This is a genomic window from Pseudomonas sp. HN11 (genome assembly GCF_021390155.1).
Taxonomy (GTDB): Bacteria; Pseudomonadota; Gammaproteobacteria; order Pseudomonadales; family Pseudomonadaceae; genus Aquipseudomonas.
Window position 1 is genome coordinate 2,193,317 of sequence record NZ_CP089985.1, and the last position, 15,678, is coordinate 2,208,994.

Genomic DNA, 15,678 nt, shown 5'->3' on the forward strand with positions numbered 1-15,678 from the left:
GAACGCTTATGTCCCAGGTTATTCGCGACAACCTCAGGCGCCTGTTGGCGCCCCGGCATCTGGCGTTCGTGGGCGGACGCAGCATGGCGCGGGCGCTCAAGCGCTGCGCCGAGGGTGGTTTTACCGGGCCGATGTGGCTGGTCAATCCGCAGCATGACAGCCTCGATGGCATCCCCTGTGTACGCCGCGTGGCGGATTTACCCTGCGGGCCGGATGCGGTGTTTATCGCCACCAACCGTGAGTTGACGCTGACCTGCGTGGCAGAGCTGGCCGCCATCGGCACCGGGGGCGCCATTTGCTATGCCTCGGGTTTTGCCGAAACCGGTGCCAGCGGTGCGGCCATTCAGCAGCAGCTATTAAAGGCGGCAGGCGATATGGCCTTGCTCGGCCCCAATTGCTACGGCCTGCTCGACTACCTGCACAGCTCAGCGCTGTGGCCGGTCGCCCATGGCGGCAAGCCCGTGGAGAAGGGCGTGGCGGTGCTGACCCAGAGCGGCAACTTCGCCTACAACCTGTCGATGAGCGACCGTTCGCTACCCGTGGCCTATATGGCTTCGGTGGGTAACCAGGCGCAGCTGGGCGTTGCCGAGTTGATGGATGTGTTGCTCGATGAGCCACGCGTCACCGCCATTGGCCTGCACCTGGAAGGCTTGAAGAATGTGCCGGGGTTTGCCCGAGCAGCGCACAAGGCGCTGGAGAAAGGTATTCCGATTATCGCGTTGAAAACCGGCGTTTCGCAGATCGGTGCCGAGCTGGCCTTGAGTCACACCAGCTCGCTGTCCGGCTCCGATACGCTGTACGACAGCCTGTTTGCGCGCCTGGGCGTGATCCGTGTCAGCGGGCCGGTGAGTTTTGTCGAAACCCTCAAGGCCGCCGCGTGCGGCAACCTTCCGGCGGGCAACCGCCTGATTGCACTGGCCTGTTCCGGTGGCGATGCGGGGCTGATTGCCGACTATGCCGAACGCAATCATCTGGTCCTGCCCAAGCTCGATGAAGGCCAGCGCAGTGAGCTGGCGCAGGTGTTGCCCAGCTACGCCAACCTGGTCAACCCGCTGGATTTCACCACCGCCATCTGGGGCGACCGTGATGCCCTCAACGCGATGCTCGACACTGCGCTGCGTACCGAGGCGGATGCCGCCATGTTGGTGCTGGACTACCCGGCTGAATTTACCGGCGAGCGCAAGGAATGCGACCTGCTGCTGGAGCTGTTTTGCGCCGCGCTCGATCGGCATGGCAAGACCGGATTTGTCACCTCCGCCTTTCCCGAATTGTTGCCAGTCCATGCCCGCGAGCGCCTGCATGCTCAGGGCATTGCCGCGCTGCAAGGCGTAGAGGATGCCCTGGCGGCCTGGGGACGGATTGCCGACTACCAGAACACCCGCTGCGTGTTGCTGGAACGAGGGGAGTCGACCCTCGAGCCCTTGTGCCCAAAAGCCCTGGATGACAGCGGCGGGGCCTTGGACGAGTGGGCCTCCAAGCAAGCCTTGCGTGCGTTCGGCCTGGCTACACCGGCCGGCGTACTGAGTACGCCGGGAAGGGCGGTCAGCGATGCAGAGTTGCTGGGCTATCCCCTGGTGCTCAAGGCGGTCAGCGCGCAGTTGCCGCATAAGACCGAGGCCGGTGCCGTGGTGCTGAACCTGCAAGATGGCATGGCCCTCACCACCGCACTTGAGCAAATGCGCGAGCAGGTCTCGGCTCATGCGCCGCATGTCATCTTCGATCAGTTACTGCTGGAATCCATGGCGACCCCGCCGTTGGCGGAGTTGATCGTGGGCATCAAGCGCGAAAACGACTTCGGCCTGGCCCTGGTCATCGGTGCCGGTGGCATCCTGGTAGAACTGCTCAAGGACAGCCGCAGCCTGTTGTTGCCGACGACCGACAGTGCCATTCGCAATGCCTTGCTCAGCCTGCGCAGCGCCGCGTTGCTGCAAGGTTTTCGCGGGCGTGAAGTGGCGGATATGGACGCATTGGTGGCGGCGATCCGTGCCGTGGCCGACTACGCCTGTGCCAACGCCGGGCAATTGCTGGAGCTGGATGTGAACCCATTGTTGGTCAGTGCCCAGGGCGCCATGGCGGTCGATGCATTGATTCGTCTAGGAGATGAACATGCAAGATAAAGCGATGACCGGTGGCCAAGCCTTGGTGCGGTTGCTGGCCAATTATGGTGTCGACACTGTGTTTGGCATTCCCGGCGTACACACCTTGGAGCTGTATCGCGGCCTGCCCGGCAGTGGCATTCGCCATGTGCTTACGCGCCACGAACAAGGCGCGGGCTTTATGGCTGATGGATACGCGCGAGTCAGCGGCAAGCCGGGGGTGTGCTTTGTGATCACCGGCCCCGGCGTGACCAATGCAGCAACGGCCATAGGCCAGGCGTACGCCGATTCGATTCCGATGCTGGTGATATCCAGTGTTAACCACACCGCCAGCCTCGGCAAAGGCTGGGGCATCCTGCACGAGACCCAGGACCAGCGTGCGATCACCGCGCCGATCACCGCGTTTTCGGCGGTGGCCCTGAGTGCCGAAGACTTGCCCGAGCTGGTCGCACGCGCCTATGCGGTGTTCGACAGCGAACGACCACGCCCGGTACACATTTCGGTGCCACTGGATGTGCTGGCCGCGCCGATCAAACGGGATTGGAGCAATGAGGTGGTGCGACGCCCAGGTCGAGGCTTGCCTGCGGTTGAAGCCTTGGATCAGGCCGTGGCCAAACTCTCGGCAGCCAAACAACCAATGATCATTGCCGGCGGTGGTGCGTTGGCGGCCGGCCCGGCATTGCAGCGTTTGAGCACACAGTTGGCCGCGCCGTTTTTCACCAGCGTGGCCGGCAAAGGGTTACTGCCGATCAATGACCCGCTGAATGCCGGCGCTACCCTGTGTGTCGACCCCGGCTGGCAACTGATCAGCGAGGCGGACGTCGTGCTGGCGGTGGGCACTGAAATGGCTGACACCGACTATTGGCGCGAGCGTCTGCCGCTCAACGGCGAGCTGCTGCGGGTGGATATCGACCCGCGCAAGTTCAATGATTTCTACCCCTGTGCCGTGGCGCTGCAAGGTGATGCCCAACCAACAGTGCTGGCCTTGCTGGAACGCCTGCCACTCGCGTCGCGCAATGCTGAAACAGCTATTTCAAAGGTTGCGAATTTGCGTCAGGCGATAGCGCTGGGCCACGGCCCCTTGCAGTCAATCCACCAAGCCATTCTCGACCGAATCGAAGCCGAATTGCCGGCCAATGCCTTCATCAGCAGCGACATGACCCAGCTGGCCTATACCGGCAATTACGCCTACCGCAGCCGTGCGCCGCGCAGTTGGTTGCATCCCACCGGTTACGGCACCTTGGGCTACGGCCTGCCCGCAGGCATCGGCGCCAAGTTCGGTGCGCCACAGCGGCCGGGCCTGGTGCTGGTGGGCGACGGCGGTTTTCTCTATACCGCCCAGGAACTGGCCACCGCCGTCGAGGAGCTGGACAGTCCGTTGGTGGTGCTGTTGTGGAACAACGACGCCCTCGGCCAGATCCGCGATGACATGCTCAACCTGGACATTGAACCCATCGGCGTGTTGCCTCGTAACCCGGATTTTGCACTGTTCGCCCAGGCGTTCGGCTGCGCCGTGAACCAGCCCCGCAACCTGGATGAATTGCAGACGGACCTGCGCAACGCTTTCCAACGCAATGGCGTGACCTTGATCGAGTTGAAACATGCCTGTGCCTGTTGACCTTTAGAGAGACAAGACCATGAGCGAAAACAACAACAAAATGACTCAAGCGATGCACCGCCGCGACTTCCTCAAACACAGCGCCGTGGCTGGCGCGGTGGCTGCGGCGTTTTCCATGGGCTTGCCGTTGCAGGTGTTTGCCGCAGACGCCACGCCCAAACCGGGCGGCGTGCTGCGCCTGGGCCTGGCCGGTGGCAGCACCACCGATTCTCGCGATCCGGGTTCCTGGGTCGATACCTTCACCTTTGTCGGTTTCTCGGCGGTGTACAACACCCTCACGGAAATCGCGGTGGACGGCAGCGCGATTCCTGAGTTGGCCGAGCGCTTTGAGTCCACGCCGGATGCGCGGGTCTGGACCTTCCACTTACGCCCCGGCGTGACCTTCCATAACGGCAAGAGCCTGACAGCCGAGGACGTGGTGGCCTCGATCAATCACCACCTGGATGCCAAGTCCACTTCGGCGGCCAAGACCGTGCTGGGTGATGTCGCCAGCGTCAGTACCAAGGGCAGCGATGCGGTGTTGTTCGAGCTGCATTCGGGCAACGCTGACTTCGCCTACGTCGTCGCCGATTACCACCTGGTGATCATGCCCTCCAAGGACGGCGTGGCTGACTGGCAAGGTGGCGTGGGCACCAGTGGCTATCGCTTGAAAAGCTTCGAACCCGGCGTGCGCATGGACCTGGAGCGCAACCCTGATTACTGGAAGCCCGGCCGCGCGCACTTCGCCAGCGCCGAGTTGCTCGCCATCGCCGACGGCGCCGCGCGGGTCAACGCGTTGGTCACCGGCCAGGTGGATGTGATCAACAAGGTCGACCTTAAAACCGTGGCGCTGCTCAAGCGCAACCCCGGTCTGGTGATCGAAGAAACCAAAGGCGCCCAGCACTACACCTTCCCGATGCTGTGCGGCAGCAACGAGTTCAAGAACAACGACATCCGCATGGCCATGAAGCACGCGATCAACCGCGAGACGCTGTTGGCCTCGGTGCTGCACGGCTACGGCCTGGTGGGCAACGACCACCCAATCCAGCCCGGCAGCCGCTTTATCAATGCGGCACTGGAGCAGCGCACCTACGATCCGGACAAGTCACGCTTTTACCTGCGCAAGGCCGGTGTGGAGTCGCTCAAGGTGCGCCTGCAAGCTTCCGACGCGGCTTACACCGGTGCGGTGGACGCCTCGGTATTGTTCAAGGAGCAGGCACGCCAAGCGGGTATCGACATTGATGTGGTGCGTGAACCGGCCGATGGCTACTTCTCCAACGTCTGGATGAAACAGCCATTCACCACGTCGTTCTGGTACAGCAGCCTGACCGCCGACCGCATGTTCAGCATCGGCTACGCCAAAGGCGCGGCGTGGAATGAAACCCACTGGGACAACCCGCGCTTCAACCAACTGCTCAACGCCGCCCGTGGCGAGATGAACGCGCCGTTGCGCCAGGAAATGTACAACGAAATGCAGGCCCTCTGCCGGGACGAAGGCGGGGCGATTGTGCCGTTGTTTGCCAGCTCCGTGGCGGCGCGCTCGAACAAGGTCAACCACGGGCCGCTGACCGCGCCCTATGGTGAGTTGGATGGGTTGCGGTTGATCGAGCGGTGGTGGCAGGCCTGAGGAGTGGCACCATGAATAGCCTGTTGAAGCTGGTCCTGCAACGCCTGGCCCTGGGTGTGCTGTCGTTGTTCGCCGTGTCGGTGAGCATCTTTCTCGCCGTGAGCATGCTGCCGGGAGATATTGCCCAGGCCATGCTCGGCCAGTCCGCCACGCCGGAAACCGTGGCGGCGTTTCGCGCGCAGCTAGGCCTGGATCTACCGCCATTCACGCGGTTTGCGCAGTGGCTGCTGCGTTTGCTACACGGCGATCTGGGTGCGTCGCTGGCCAATCAAAGACCTATCGCCGAGCTGATCGGTGCGCGACTGGGCAACACCCTGAGCCTGGCCGCACTGGCGGCATTGGTCTCGGTGCCTACCGCGCTGGTGCTTGGCATGCTGGCGGCGCTGTACCGCAACAGCTGGTTCGACCGGCTGCTCAATACCTCGGCGTTGAGCGCCGTGTCGTTCCCGGAGTTCTTCGTCGCCTACCTGCTGATCCTGGTGTTCTCGGTGAAACTCGGCTGGTTCCCCAGCCTGTCCAACCTGGCGCCGGATGCTACGTTCGGCACGATTCTGGAACGCTCGGTGTTGCCGGTGGCCACCCTGAGCCTGGTGGTGATCGCACAGATGATGCGCATGACACGCGCGTCCCTGATCAACCTGCTCGCCAGCCCGTATATCGAAATGGCCCGCCTCAAGGGTATCCGCCAATCGCGGATTATCTGGCGGCATGCATTGCCCAACGCGCTTGCGCCCATCGTCAACGTGGTCGCATTGAACCTGGCCTATCTGGTGGTGGGGGTGGTGGTGGTTGAAGTGGTCTTCGTCTATCCGGGCCTCGGCCAATTGCTGGTGGACTCGGTGTCCAAGCGCGATATCCCGGTGGTGCAGGCGTGCAGCCTGATTTTTGCCGCCACTTACATCTTGCTCAATACCGGGGCGGACGTGTTGTCCATCGCCAGCAACCCACGCCTGATGCATCCCAAGGGGTAGCCATGAACCTGTTGAGCCAAGTGGTCCGGGCCCCGTTGAGCGCCAAGTTCGGCCTACTGATTATTCTGCTGTACATCGCCGTGGCCGTGTTTGCGCCGTTGCTGGCGCCCTATGGCGAAACCCAGGTGGTGGGCGAGGGTTTTGCGCCCTGGAGCGGGCAGTTCCTGCTGGGCACCGATAACCTGGGGCGCGATATGTTCAGTCGCCTTGTCTATGGCGCGCGCAATACGCTGGGTATTGCTTTCCTGACCACTGCATTGGCGTTTTTATTGGGTGGCTTGAGCGGCTTGGTGGCGGCAATCAAGGGTGGCTGGATCGATCAGGGCTTGTCGCGGGTGGTGGATGTGCTGATGGCGATCCCGCAACTGATCTTCGCCTTGCTGATTCTGAGTGTGGTGGGCACCAACGCCACATCGCTGGTGTTGGTGATTGCGCTGCTGGATTCGACACGGGTGTTTCGCTTGTCCCGCGCGGTAGCGATGACCGTGGTGGTGCAGGACTTTGTCGAAGCCGCCCGCCTGCGCGGCGAAGACCTGTGGTGGTTGATCACCCGCGAGGTGTTGCCCAACGCAGCCGCGCCGCTGATTGCCGAGTTCGGCCTGCGCTTGTGCTTTGTGTTCCTGTTCATCAGTGCGTTGTCGTTCCTCGGCCTGGGTATTCAACCGCCCACTGCGGACTGGGGCAGCATGGTGCGCGATAACGCGGTGTTGATTACGTTCGGCGACATCAGCCCGTTGCTGCCGGCCCTGGCGGTGGCGTTGATCACTGTCAGCGTGAATTTTGTCGTCGATTGGATGCTGCACAAATCCAGCGGCCTGAAGGAGTGTTGAGGATGGACAAGCCATTGCTGGAAATCCGCAACCTGCAGATCGAAGGGCATTACGATGACGCCTGGCACCCGCTGATCAAGGGCATCGACCTGACCTTGCAGCGGGGTGAGGTACTGGGTTTGATCGGCGAGTCGGGGGCGGGCAAATCCACCTTGGGACTGGCGGCAATGGGCTATGCGCGGGATGGTTGCCGCATCATCGGCGGCTCGGTATGTTTTGACGGCATCCAGTTGCTGCAGGCCAAGCCCGAGGCGTTGCGCAAGCTGCGCGGCCTGCGCGTTGCCTATGTGGCACAGAGCGCGGCGGCGGCGTTCAACCCAGCACATCGCCTGATTGACCAACACGTGGAAACGGCGGTAATCAACGGCGGTATTGACCGCGCTCAGGCAGAACGCGAAGCGGTCGAACTGTACCGCGTACTGGGCCTGCCCAACCCGCAAACCATCGGCCAGCGTTACCCCCATCAAGTCTCCGGCGGGCAATTGCAGCGGGTGATGACGGCGATGGCTATGGCCTGCCACCCGGACCTGATCATCTTCGACGAACCCACCACTGCCCTCGATGTCACCACCCAGATCGAAGTGCTGGCGGCGATCCGCGATGCGGTAAAGACCTACGGCAGCGCCGCGTTGTATATCAGCCATGACCTTGCGGTGGTGGCGCAGATGGCCGACCGCATCATGGTGCTGCGCCACGGCAAGTTGGTGGAAGAGGCGGACACCCGCAGCATGCTCAGTCAGCCGCAGCAGGACTACACCAAATCCCTGTGGGCGGTGCGCAGTTTTCGCACCGAGCCCAAGGTTTGTCCGACGCAAGAACGGCCGCTGCTGGAGGTGCGTCAAGTGAGCGCCAGTTATGGGCATCAACCGGTGCTGCATGACGTATCCATGAAGCTCTACCGCGGCCAGACCCTGGCGGTGATCGGCGAATCCGGCAGCGGCAAGAGCTCCACGGCGCGATTGATCACCGGACTATTGCCGGCCACGGCGGGGCAGGTGCTGTATGACGGCGAGGCGTTGCCGGTGGATTTTCGGCGACGCGGCAAGGAGCAACTGCGGCGTATCCAGATGATCTACCAGATCCCAGATACCGCGCTGAACCCGCGCCAGCGCATCGTCGATATCATCGGCCGCCCGCTCACGTTTTATCTCGGGCTCAAGAGCAAGGCGATGCGCGCCCGTGTGGCCGAGTTGCTGGAGATGATCGAACTGGACCCGGCGGTGTTCATGGAGCGTCAGCCGAGGGAATTGTCCGGTGGCCAGAAGCAGCGAATCTGCATCGCCCGCGCCCTGGCGGCCGACCCGCAGCTGATCATCTGCGATGAAGTCACCTCGGCCCTCGATCAACGGGTGGCCGAAGGCGTGCTGAAATTGCTCGACCGCCTCCAGCAACAACTGGGCGTGGCCTACCTGTTTATCACGCATGACGTCGCCACCGTGCGTGCCATTGCCGACGAGGTGGTGGTGATGCAGCGGGGCAGGGTGGTGGACCAGGGCAGCCGCAGTGCGATTTTCACCCCGCCGTACCAGGACTACACCGGCCTGTTGTTTTCATCGGAACCGGAAATGGATCCGGACTGGCTCGATCATCTGCTGGCCCAACGGGCGGCGCACACCGTTTGAGGAAATCCCATGAAGGTTTTGATTGTTCACGCCCATCCTGAGCCGCAGTCGTTTACCGCCGCCTTGCGCGACCAGGCGGTCGCCACGCTGGAGGGGCAGGGGCATGAGGTAAAGATCAGCGATTTGTACGCCATGCAGTGGAACCCGGTGGCGTCGGCGGCGGACTTTTCGTCGCGGGAAAATCCGGACTATCTGGTGTATGCCCTGGAGCAGCGCCTGGGGGTGAAGAAGCAGTCGATTGCCGCGGATATCCAAGGTGAGTTGGACAAGCTGATGTGGGCTGATCTGTTGATCCTCAACTTCCCGATTTTCTGGTTTTCGGCGCCTGCGATGCTCAAGGGCTGGATCGACCGGGTACTGGTGTCGGGTGTGTGCTACGGCGGCAAGCGCTTTTACGATAAAGGCGGGCTGGCGGGTAAGCAGGCAATGGTCACGGTGACCCTGGGCGGGCGTGAGCATATGTTCGGCGAGAGCGCGATTCACGGGCCGTTGGAGGATATGTTGCGACCGATTCTGCGCGGTACGTTGGCGTATGTGGGTTATGACGTGCTGGCGCCGTTTGTGGCGTGGCATGTGCCGTACATCAGCGCCGAGGCACGCCAGGATTTCCTGATGGGCTATGAGCAACGGCTAAAAGGGCTGGCGGATGAGCAGCCCCTGGTATTTCCGAAGCTTGAGCAGTTTGATGAGGCGCTGTACCCGCTGTAGCAGCGCCTTGATCGTTTAGCCTTGGGTGCGCAACCGCTGCGCCGCACTGCGCAGCAGTTGCTCGGTGCCATTCCAGCCCAGGCAACCATCGGTCACTGACACGCCGTACTTCATCGACGCGCTCAGCGGCTGGCAGCCTTCGAACAGATGGCTTTCGAGCATCATGCCAATCAGCGAAGTGTCGCCCTGCAGGCGCTGTTCCAGCACCTCGTTGAACACCGCCGGTTGGCGCAACGGGTCCTTGCCGCTGTTGGCGTGGCTGCAATCGACCATGATGCGTGCTGCCACCTTGGACTTGGCCAGGTCGTGCTTCACCTGCGCCACGCTCTGCGCATCGTAGTTCGGCCCACGGTGACCGCCGCGTAGCACCAGGTGAGTATCGGGGTTGCCTGGGGTCTGGATGATCGCCGGGTGGCCCTGGCTGTCGACGCCGAAGTGACGGTGCGGGTGGGACGCCGAGCGCATCGCGTCACAGGCAATCGCGACGCCGCCATCGGTGCCGTTCTTGAAGCCCACGGGCATGCCCAGGCCGCTGGCCATCTCGCGGTGGATCTGCGATTCGGTGGTACGTGCGCCAATCGCGACCCAACTGAGCAGGTCATCGAAGTAGCCGGCCGCCATGGGTTGCAGCAGTTCGGTCGCCACCGGCAGGCCCAGGCGCAGCATTTCGCGCATCAGTTCGCGGGACAGGGTGAGGCCGGCCGCCATGTCATCGCTGCCATCCAGATGGGGGTCGTAGGCCAGGCCTTTCCAACCGATGGTGGTGCGCGGTTTTTCGACGTAGGCGCGGATCACCAGCAGCATCTGGTCGCTGACCTCAAGGGCGAGTTTCTTCAGGTTGCGCGCGTATTCCATGGCCGATTCGGGGTCGTGGATCGAGCACGGGCCGACAATCACCAGCAAACGGGAGTCTTCGCCATTGAGGATGGCGCGCACGGCTTGGCGGTGGGCGTGGACTTGTTCGTTGAGGAACGGGCTGAGGGGCAGCTTGAGCTTTAAATCAAGGGAGCTGGGCAGGCGCTGGGTCAGGGTTTCATTGGCACTGGTCAGTGCAGAGATCGGCAGAACGGCGGTGGCGGAGTTCATATTCAAGGCTTCCTGGGCAAGCGGCGGGCTGTTCCCGCGCGCTTGGCCCTACTGGGGTGTTCGACAATTGGCCGTATTGGCTACGTGTGTTGGCTTGCCACCAAGAGGTGACCGATCGGAGGCGGCAGGCTGTCCCGAGCGGAGCTGGCTAAATCGCCATGCGGTGGAAGTGTCGTAGCGGTAATAGGTGGCGTAGTTCATGTCGTGTGTCCTTTAAGTGTTCTGCAAAATGGATAGAGGCCTGAAAAAACAAAACCCCCGGTCGGGGAGCCGACCGGGGGTTTAGATTTCTCTGGAAGGCGACCCCTTGAGTAGTGGGCGCCGACTTCAGGTATCAGGCGCGCCAGTGGCTAAACCAATACCCAAAATAAAAGCTTACCGCTGCGCTCGAACCGTTCACACGGGTAGCCGACACCGAGCGCGGGGCGCTGGCAGCAGGGCAAACCTGAGTGTGGGTGAGTTGCAACATGGTAGGTCTCCAAATGATGGGGGGAGCTTACTAGAGGCACGCAGGAGGATTCAATCAGTAATTTCTATCGCGCACGGGTCCCAACCGCTATGGGGCGAGATATGCTTGTAAGCACCTGATGATGATTGCTTGGACGCGACCATGACTGCCCTGACCCTTGCTGCTGCTCAAACCCTATCCATCGCGGGCGATGTGCCTGCCAACATCGAACGGCACCTGGCGTTTATGTGTGCTGCAGCCGGGCGAGGTGTGCAGTTAATGGTGTTTCCGGAGCTGTCATTGACCGGGTATGAGCCGTCATTAGCGGCTGGTCTGGCGATTGCGCCAGGGGACGCGATCCTGGCGCCGCTGCGTGAGATGGCCCGTGAGTTGAGGTTGACGGCGGTAGTCGGTATGCCTATTCGCATGACACCTGAAGGCGGTGTGTTGATCGGCGCGTTGGTGTTCGGGGCTGACGGCTCCCTGGCGGTGTACACCAAACAGCACCTGCACCCTGGCGAAGAGGTGGTGTTTGTCCCAGGGCAGGGCGGTGCGGCGCTTGAGCTCGGGAATGACCGGATTGCGCTGGCGGTGTGCGCGGACTTCTCCCACGCCAGCCACCCGCGTGAGGCCGCTGAGGCGGGCGCGACTGTGTATGCCGCCAGTGTTTTGATCAGCGAAGGCGGCTATGCCAAGGACAGCGCTTTGCTTCAAGGCTACGCCGCCGAGCTGGGTCTGCTGGTGCTGATGGCCAATCATGGTGGCCCATCCGGTGGCTATATTTGCGCTGGTCGAAGCGCCATCTGGGCAGATAACGGCGATTTACTGGCCGCCGCTCCCGGTGTCGGCGATGCCCTGGTGATTGCCCGTCGCGATGATGGGCGTTGGGTTGGCGAAGTGGTGGTTGTCTAAATGGCGTTCCACCTGCGCGGCGCAACGGACCAGGACCTGTCATTCGCCCGAAGCCTGACCTTCGAGGCCATGAGCCGCTACTACCTGCAATACGGCCTGCTATGGTCCAACGAGGGCTTCGATGTTGCCTGGGCGGGCCGCGAAAACTGGCTGATCTGCAGCGATGACGCGGTGATGGGGTTTGTCAGCCTTAGTCGCGACAGTCGTGCACTCTATATTCGCGAGTTGCATATGCTCCAGACGTGTCGCGGCCTGGGTGCGGGCAGTTGGGTATTGGAGCAGATGGCGCTCAAGGCGCAGGCGTTGGGGCTATTGCGTTTGACCGTGTTCAAGACCAACCCTGCCAGGAGGCTCTATCAACGGTGCGGCTTGATCATCGTTGGTGAAGAAGACTGCTTCTGGCGCATGGAGCGTGTCTGCCAATCAAGCTAAACCATGCGCTTAATCCTAATAAGCGCATACTGCCCCCAGGAAACGACTTACCGAAGCGGGTGCTGGCTATCAGCCTCAGCAAGGATGATCCCTTCTTTCATGCCCAAGAGGACCGCGACCTTGTGGGCTTCGCCACGCCGTCCCTTTTTGCGCCCAGCGAGCACTTGATAGGTGGTTGCCGGGTCAACGCCATGTTCACGGGCGAACGCTTGGACTGACTTTCCTTGATGTTCCAGCCAGGCCTTGGCTTGTGCAGCGGTACGGATTCCGGGCATAGTTCAAAACCGTTCAAGTTCGTTTAACAAAGAGATGAGTGTGTCACCTCTTGGGGTGTGCCAACTAGGATCATACATCCAAATGAGTGGAATCGGTTCGCGCTTGAGGCAAGAAAGAGAGCGGCTAGGTCTGTCGCAAAAAGTCTTTGGTGAAATAGGAGGCGTTGAAGCCAATGCACAAGGTAAATACGAAAGCGGAGGGCGAGCGCCTAAAGCGGACTATTTGTCGCGTGTCGCTGAAAAGGGTGTGGATGTGTTGTACGTGCTGACTGGTACGGCAACACCGATCCAATTGGAGAACCTGAGCCAGATCGAAGAGAAAGTGTTGGGTGATTACCGCTCCATGTTCAAGGAGGACCAGGACGCGATCCGCCGCCTGACGTCGACCTTGGCCGAGCATTCCGTTTCGCTGAATGGAAAAATCAAGCCGCAGCCCCAGGATTCCTGACCTGCTGCCCAGCAAATAGAGCCGTCCATCTCTCGGTGGGCGGCCACTCTCTGCCCAAACGCTATATATATGACGCTTGCAGCTAGGTCTGCGCCTTGGTTTTTTGCTAAGGTGTTCAGCAACCTATAAGACCATATCGCGAGGTGTCTGCTTGATTAGGGTGCTAGTAGTCGATGATCATGATCTCGTTCGTACAGGCATTACACGAATGCTGGCTGACATCGACGGCCTGCAAGTAGTCGGCCAGGCCGAGTCCGGGGAAGAATCCCTGATCAAGGCCCGAGAGTTGAAACCCGATGTGGTGCTGATGGACGTCAAGATGCCCGGTATCGGCGGGCTTGGCGCCACGACCAAATTGTTGCGCAGCCATCCGGACATCAAAGTCGTGGTGGTTACTGTGTGTGAAGAAGACCCGTTCCCGACGCGCCTGTTGCAGGCGGGGGCAGCCGGCTACCTGACCAAGGGCGCAGGCCTGGCGGAGATGGTGCAAGCCATTCGCCTGGTATTTGCCGGCCAGCGCTACATCAGCCCACAGATTGCCCAGCAATTGGCGATCAAATCCTTCCAGCCCGTCAGCGACTCACCGTTCGATGCGCTGTCGGAGCGGGAAATCCAGATCGCCTTGATGATCGTCGGTTGCCAGAAGGTGCAGACGATCTCCGACAAGCTGTGCCTGTCGCCCAAGACCGTCAACACCTACCGCTATCGCATTTTCGAGAAGCTCGCCATCAGCAGTGATGTTGAATTGACCCTGCTCGCGGTGCGCCACGGCATGGTGGACGCCAGCGCCTGACATGACCACATCGTTTGATCCAAGTGCCTTCCTCTCGACCTGCAGCGGCCGCCCCGGCGTGTACCGCATGTTCGACAGTGAGGCGCGCCTGCTGTATGTCGGCAAAGCCAAAAACCTGAAAAACCGCCTGGCGAGCTACTTTCGCAAGACCGGTCTCGCGCCGAAAACCGCTGCCCTGGTGGCGCGTATCGCCCAGGTCGAAACCACCATCACCGCCAATGAAACCGAAGCGCTGCTGCTTGAGCAGACGCTGATCAAGGAGTGGCGACCGCCCTATAACATTCTGCTGCGTGACGATAAGTCCTACCCCTACGTGTTTTTATCCGACGGCAACTTCCCACGCCTGAGCATTCACCGGGGCGCGAAGAAGCAGAAGGGCAAGTATTTCGGTCCTTATCCCAGCGCCGGTGCGATTCGTGAAAGCCTGAGCCTGCTGCAAAAGACTTTTTTTGTGCGCCAGTGCGAAGACAGCTTCTACAAGAACCGCACTCGGCCGTGCCTGCAATACCAGATCAAGCGTTGCAAGGCGCCTTGTGTCGGCCTTGTTGAGCCGGCGGAATACGCCGAGGACGTGCGCCACTCGGTGATGTTCCTCGAAGGGCGCAGCAATGCACTCACCGACGAACTCTCCGGCGCCATGGAGCAGGCCGCCAGCACCCTGGATTTCGAGAAGGCCGCCGAATTGCGCGACCAGATATCCTTGCTGCGCCGAGTCCAGGATCAGCAGAGTATGGAAGGCGGCACCGGCGACGTAGACGTGATTGCAGCCTTTGTTAACCCTGGCGGCGCCTGTGTGCACCTGATCAGCGTGCGTGGTGGCCGTGTGCTGGGCAGCAAGAACTTCTTCCCGCAGACCGGTATCGACGAGGACGTGGCGGAAGTCATGGCGGCCTTCTTGGGCCAGTATTACGTCAGCAGCCCAGAGCGCGACCTGCCGTCGGAACTGATCGTCAACGTGGTGCACGAAGACTTCCCCACGCTGATCGAGGCGATCCACGAGCTGCGCGGCCGCGAGCTGGACATCAGCCATCGCGTGCGGGGCACTCGCGCTCGCTGGCAGCAACTGGCCGTGACCAATGCCGAACAGGCCCTGAGCGCACGCCTGGCCAATCGACAGCACGTCGCCGCTCGCTTCGACGCCCTGGCCGAAGTCCTCAACCTGGACGAGCCGCCGCAGCGCCTGGAGTGCTATGACATCAGCCACTCCAGCGGCGAAGCCACCGTGGCGTCTTGTGTGGTGTTCGGGCCGGAAGGGCCGATCAAGTCCGATTACCGGCGCTATAACATCGAAGGCGTCACTGCCGGCGATGACTATGCCGCTATGCACCAGGCCCTGACGCGACGCTTCAGCAAGCTGAAGGACGGCGAGGGCAAACTGCCGGACATCCTGCTGGTGGACGGCGGCAAAGGCCAGCTGTCCATGGCCCGCGACGTGCTCAACGAACTGGCGGTGCCCGATCTGATCCTGCTCGGCGTGGCCAAGGGCGCTACGCGCAAGGCCGGTTTCGAGACGTTGTACTTGAATGATGCCGCCCATGAGTTCACTTTGAAGGGCGACTCACCTGCGCTGCACCTGATCCAACAGATCCGTGACGAGGCCCACCGATTCGCCATTACCGGTCACCGCGCCCGGCGTGGCAAAACCCGGCGAACCTCCACCTTGGAAGGGGTGGCGGGGGTCGGGCCGACGCGGCGACGCGACTTGCTTAAACATTTTGGTGGCTTGCAAGAGCTATCCCGTGCCAGCATTGACGAAATAGCCAAAGCACCCGGTATCAGTAAAAAGCTCGCTGAGTTGATTTATGCGAATCTGCATAGCGAATAGAATGCCTT

General features: G+C 61.5%; 14 protein-coding genes. 12 read left to right on the plus strand and 2 right to left on the minus strand.

Going from position 1 to position 15,678, the window contains the following annotated elements:
• The first annotated feature begins 8 nt into the window (after positions 1-8).
• The 7 genes from LVW35_RS10190 to LVW35_RS10220 are packed head-to-tail and all read left to right on the plus strand — an operon-like array spanning position 9 to position 9,451.
• On the plus strand, positions 9-2,117 hold the full coding sequence (locus LVW35_RS10190) for an acetate--CoA ligase family protein (protein WP_233895238.1): 2,109 nt from the start codon (positions 9-11) through the stop codon (positions 2,115-2,117).
• Positions 2,107-3,714, plus strand: a complete 1,608-nt coding sequence (locus LVW35_RS10195; RefSeq protein ID WP_233895240.1) for a 5-guanidino-2-oxopentanoate decarboxylase — start codon at positions 2,107-2,109, stop codon at positions 3,712-3,714. The genes LVW35_RS10190 and LVW35_RS10195 overlap by 11 nt, the downstream gene beginning before the upstream one ends.
• A gap of 19 nt (positions 3,715-3,733) precedes the next feature.
• Complete coding sequence (locus tag LVW35_RS10200) at positions 3,734-5,320, plus strand: ABC transporter substrate-binding protein (protein WP_233895242.1); 1,587 nt, start codon at positions 3,734-3,736, stop codon at positions 5,318-5,320.
• An 11-nt stretch (positions 5,321-5,331) separates the two neighbouring features.
• Positions 5,332-6,291 carry an ABC transporter permease gene (locus tag LVW35_RS10205; RefSeq protein WP_233895244.1) on the plus strand — a complete coding sequence of 320 codons (960 nt, stop codon included), beginning with the start codon at positions 5,332-5,334 and terminating at the stop codon, positions 6,289-6,291.
• A gap of 2 nt (positions 6,292-6,293) precedes the next feature.
• Complete coding sequence (locus LVW35_RS10210) at positions 6,294-7,121, plus strand: ABC transporter permease (protein ID WP_233895246.1); 828 nt, start codon at positions 6,294-6,296, stop codon at positions 7,119-7,121.
• 2 nt (positions 7,122-7,123) lie between these two features.
• A complete protein-coding gene (locus LVW35_RS10215; RefSeq protein WP_233895248.1) occupies positions 7,124-8,743 on the plus strand; it encodes an ABC transporter ATP-binding protein in 1,620 nt (539 codons plus the stop codon).
• 9 nt (positions 8,744-8,752) lie between these two features.
• Entirely contained in the window at positions 8,753-9,451 is a 699-nt protein-coding gene (locus tag LVW35_RS10220; RefSeq protein ID WP_233895250.1) for an NAD(P)H-dependent oxidoreductase, read from the plus strand.
• Between the two features lie 15 nt (positions 9,452-9,466).
• Here LVW35_RS10220 and LVW35_RS10225 read toward each other — a convergent pair whose 3' ends face one another.
• Positions 9,467-10,537, minus strand: coding sequence for a 3-deoxy-7-phosphoheptulonate synthase (locus LVW35_RS10225; RefSeq protein ID WP_233895251.1), 1,071 nt, complete (start codon positions 10,535-10,537; stop codon positions 9,467-9,469).
• A gap of 610 nt (positions 10,538-11,147) precedes the next feature.
• Here LVW35_RS10225 and LVW35_RS10230 point away from each other — a divergent pair.
• Positions 11,148-11,897 (plus strand): carbon-nitrogen hydrolase family protein, encoded by a 750-nt coding sequence (locus LVW35_RS10230; protein WP_233895253.1) that lies wholly within the window; start codon positions 11,148-11,150, stop codon positions 11,895-11,897.
• A complete protein-coding gene (locus tag LVW35_RS10235; RefSeq protein ID WP_233895255.1) occupies positions 11,898-12,329 on the plus strand; it encodes a GNAT family N-acetyltransferase in 432 nt (143 codons plus the stop codon).
• Between the two features lie 47 nt (positions 12,330-12,376).
• On the opposite strand, the gene LVW35_RS10240 is transcribed toward LVW35_RS10235, so the two are convergent.
• Positions 12,377-12,604, minus strand: a complete 228-nt coding sequence (locus LVW35_RS10240; RefSeq protein ID WP_233895257.1) for a DNA-binding protein — start codon at positions 12,602-12,604, stop codon at positions 12,377-12,379.
• Positions 12,605-12,686: 82 nt separating this feature from the next.
• Between LVW35_RS10240 and LVW35_RS10245 the strand changes: the two genes are divergently transcribed.
• From LVW35_RS10245 to uvrC, 3 genes are all read left to right on the plus strand, one after another.
• A complete protein-coding gene (locus tag LVW35_RS10245) occupies positions 12,687-13,052 on the plus strand; it encodes a helix-turn-helix domain-containing protein (protein ID WP_233895259.1) in 366 nt (121 codons plus the stop codon).
• 151 nt (positions 13,053-13,203) lie between these two features.
• Positions 13,204-13,845 carry a response regulator transcription factor GacA gene (gacA, locus tag LVW35_RS10250; protein WP_032886613.1) on the plus strand — a complete coding sequence of 214 codons (642 nt, stop codon included), beginning with the start codon at positions 13,204-13,206 and terminating at the stop codon, positions 13,843-13,845.
• Between the two features lies 1 nt (position 13,846).
• Positions 13,847-15,670: an excinuclease ABC subunit UvrC gene (uvrC, locus tag LVW35_RS10255; RefSeq protein WP_233895261.1), complete on the plus strand. Its 1,824-nt coding sequence runs from the start codon at positions 13,847-13,849 to the stop codon at positions 15,668-15,670.
• Positions 15,671-15,678 lie beyond the last annotated feature (8 nt).

Excerpts from the sequence above, each read along its gene's own strand:
- LVW35_RS10190 (WP_233895238.1), top strand. The coding sequence starts at position 9 with ATGTCCCAGGTTATTCGCGACAACCTCAGGCGCCTGTTGGCGCCCCGG.
- LVW35_RS10195 (WP_233895240.1), top strand. The coding sequence starts at position 2,107 with ATGCAAGATAAAGCGATGACCGGTGGCCAAGCCTTGGTGCGGTTGCTG.
- LVW35_RS10200 (WP_233895242.1), top strand. The coding sequence starts at position 3,734 with ATGAGCGAAAACAACAACAAAATGACTCAAGCGATGCACCGCCGCGAC.
- LVW35_RS10205 (WP_233895244.1), top strand. The coding sequence starts at position 5,332 with ATGAATAGCCTGTTGAAGCTGGTCCTGCAACGCCTGGCCCTGGGTGTG.
- LVW35_RS10210 (WP_233895246.1), top strand. The coding sequence starts at position 6,294 with ATGAACCTGTTGAGCCAAGTGGTCCGGGCCCCGTTGAGCGCCAAGTTC.
- LVW35_RS10215 (WP_233895248.1), top strand. The coding sequence starts at position 7,124 with ATGGACAAGCCATTGCTGGAAATCCGCAACCTGCAGATCGAAGGGCAT.
- LVW35_RS10220 (WP_233895250.1), top strand. The coding sequence starts at position 8,753 with ATGAAGGTTTTGATTGTTCACGCCCATCCTGAGCCGCAGTCGTTTACC.
- LVW35_RS10225 (WP_233895251.1), bottom strand. The coding sequence starts at position 10,537 with ATGAACTCCGCCACCGCCGTTCTGCCGATCTCTGCACTGACCAGTGCC.
- LVW35_RS10230 (WP_233895253.1), top strand. The coding sequence starts at position 11,148 with ATGACTGCCCTGACCCTTGCTGCTGCTCAAACCCTATCCATCGCGGGC.
- LVW35_RS10235 (WP_233895255.1), top strand. The coding sequence starts at position 11,898 with ATGGCGTTCCACCTGCGCGGCGCAACGGACCAGGACCTGTCATTCGCC.
- LVW35_RS10240 (WP_233895257.1), bottom strand. The coding sequence starts at position 12,604 with ATGCCCGGAATCCGTACCGCTGCACAAGCCAAGGCCTGGCTGGAACAT.
- LVW35_RS10245 (WP_233895259.1), top strand. The coding sequence starts at position 12,687 with ATGAGTGGAATCGGTTCGCGCTTGAGGCAAGAAAGAGAGCGGCTAGGT.
- uvrC (WP_233895261.1), top strand. The coding sequence starts at position 13,847 with ATGACCACATCGTTTGATCCAAGTGCCTTCCTCTCGACCTGCAGCGGC.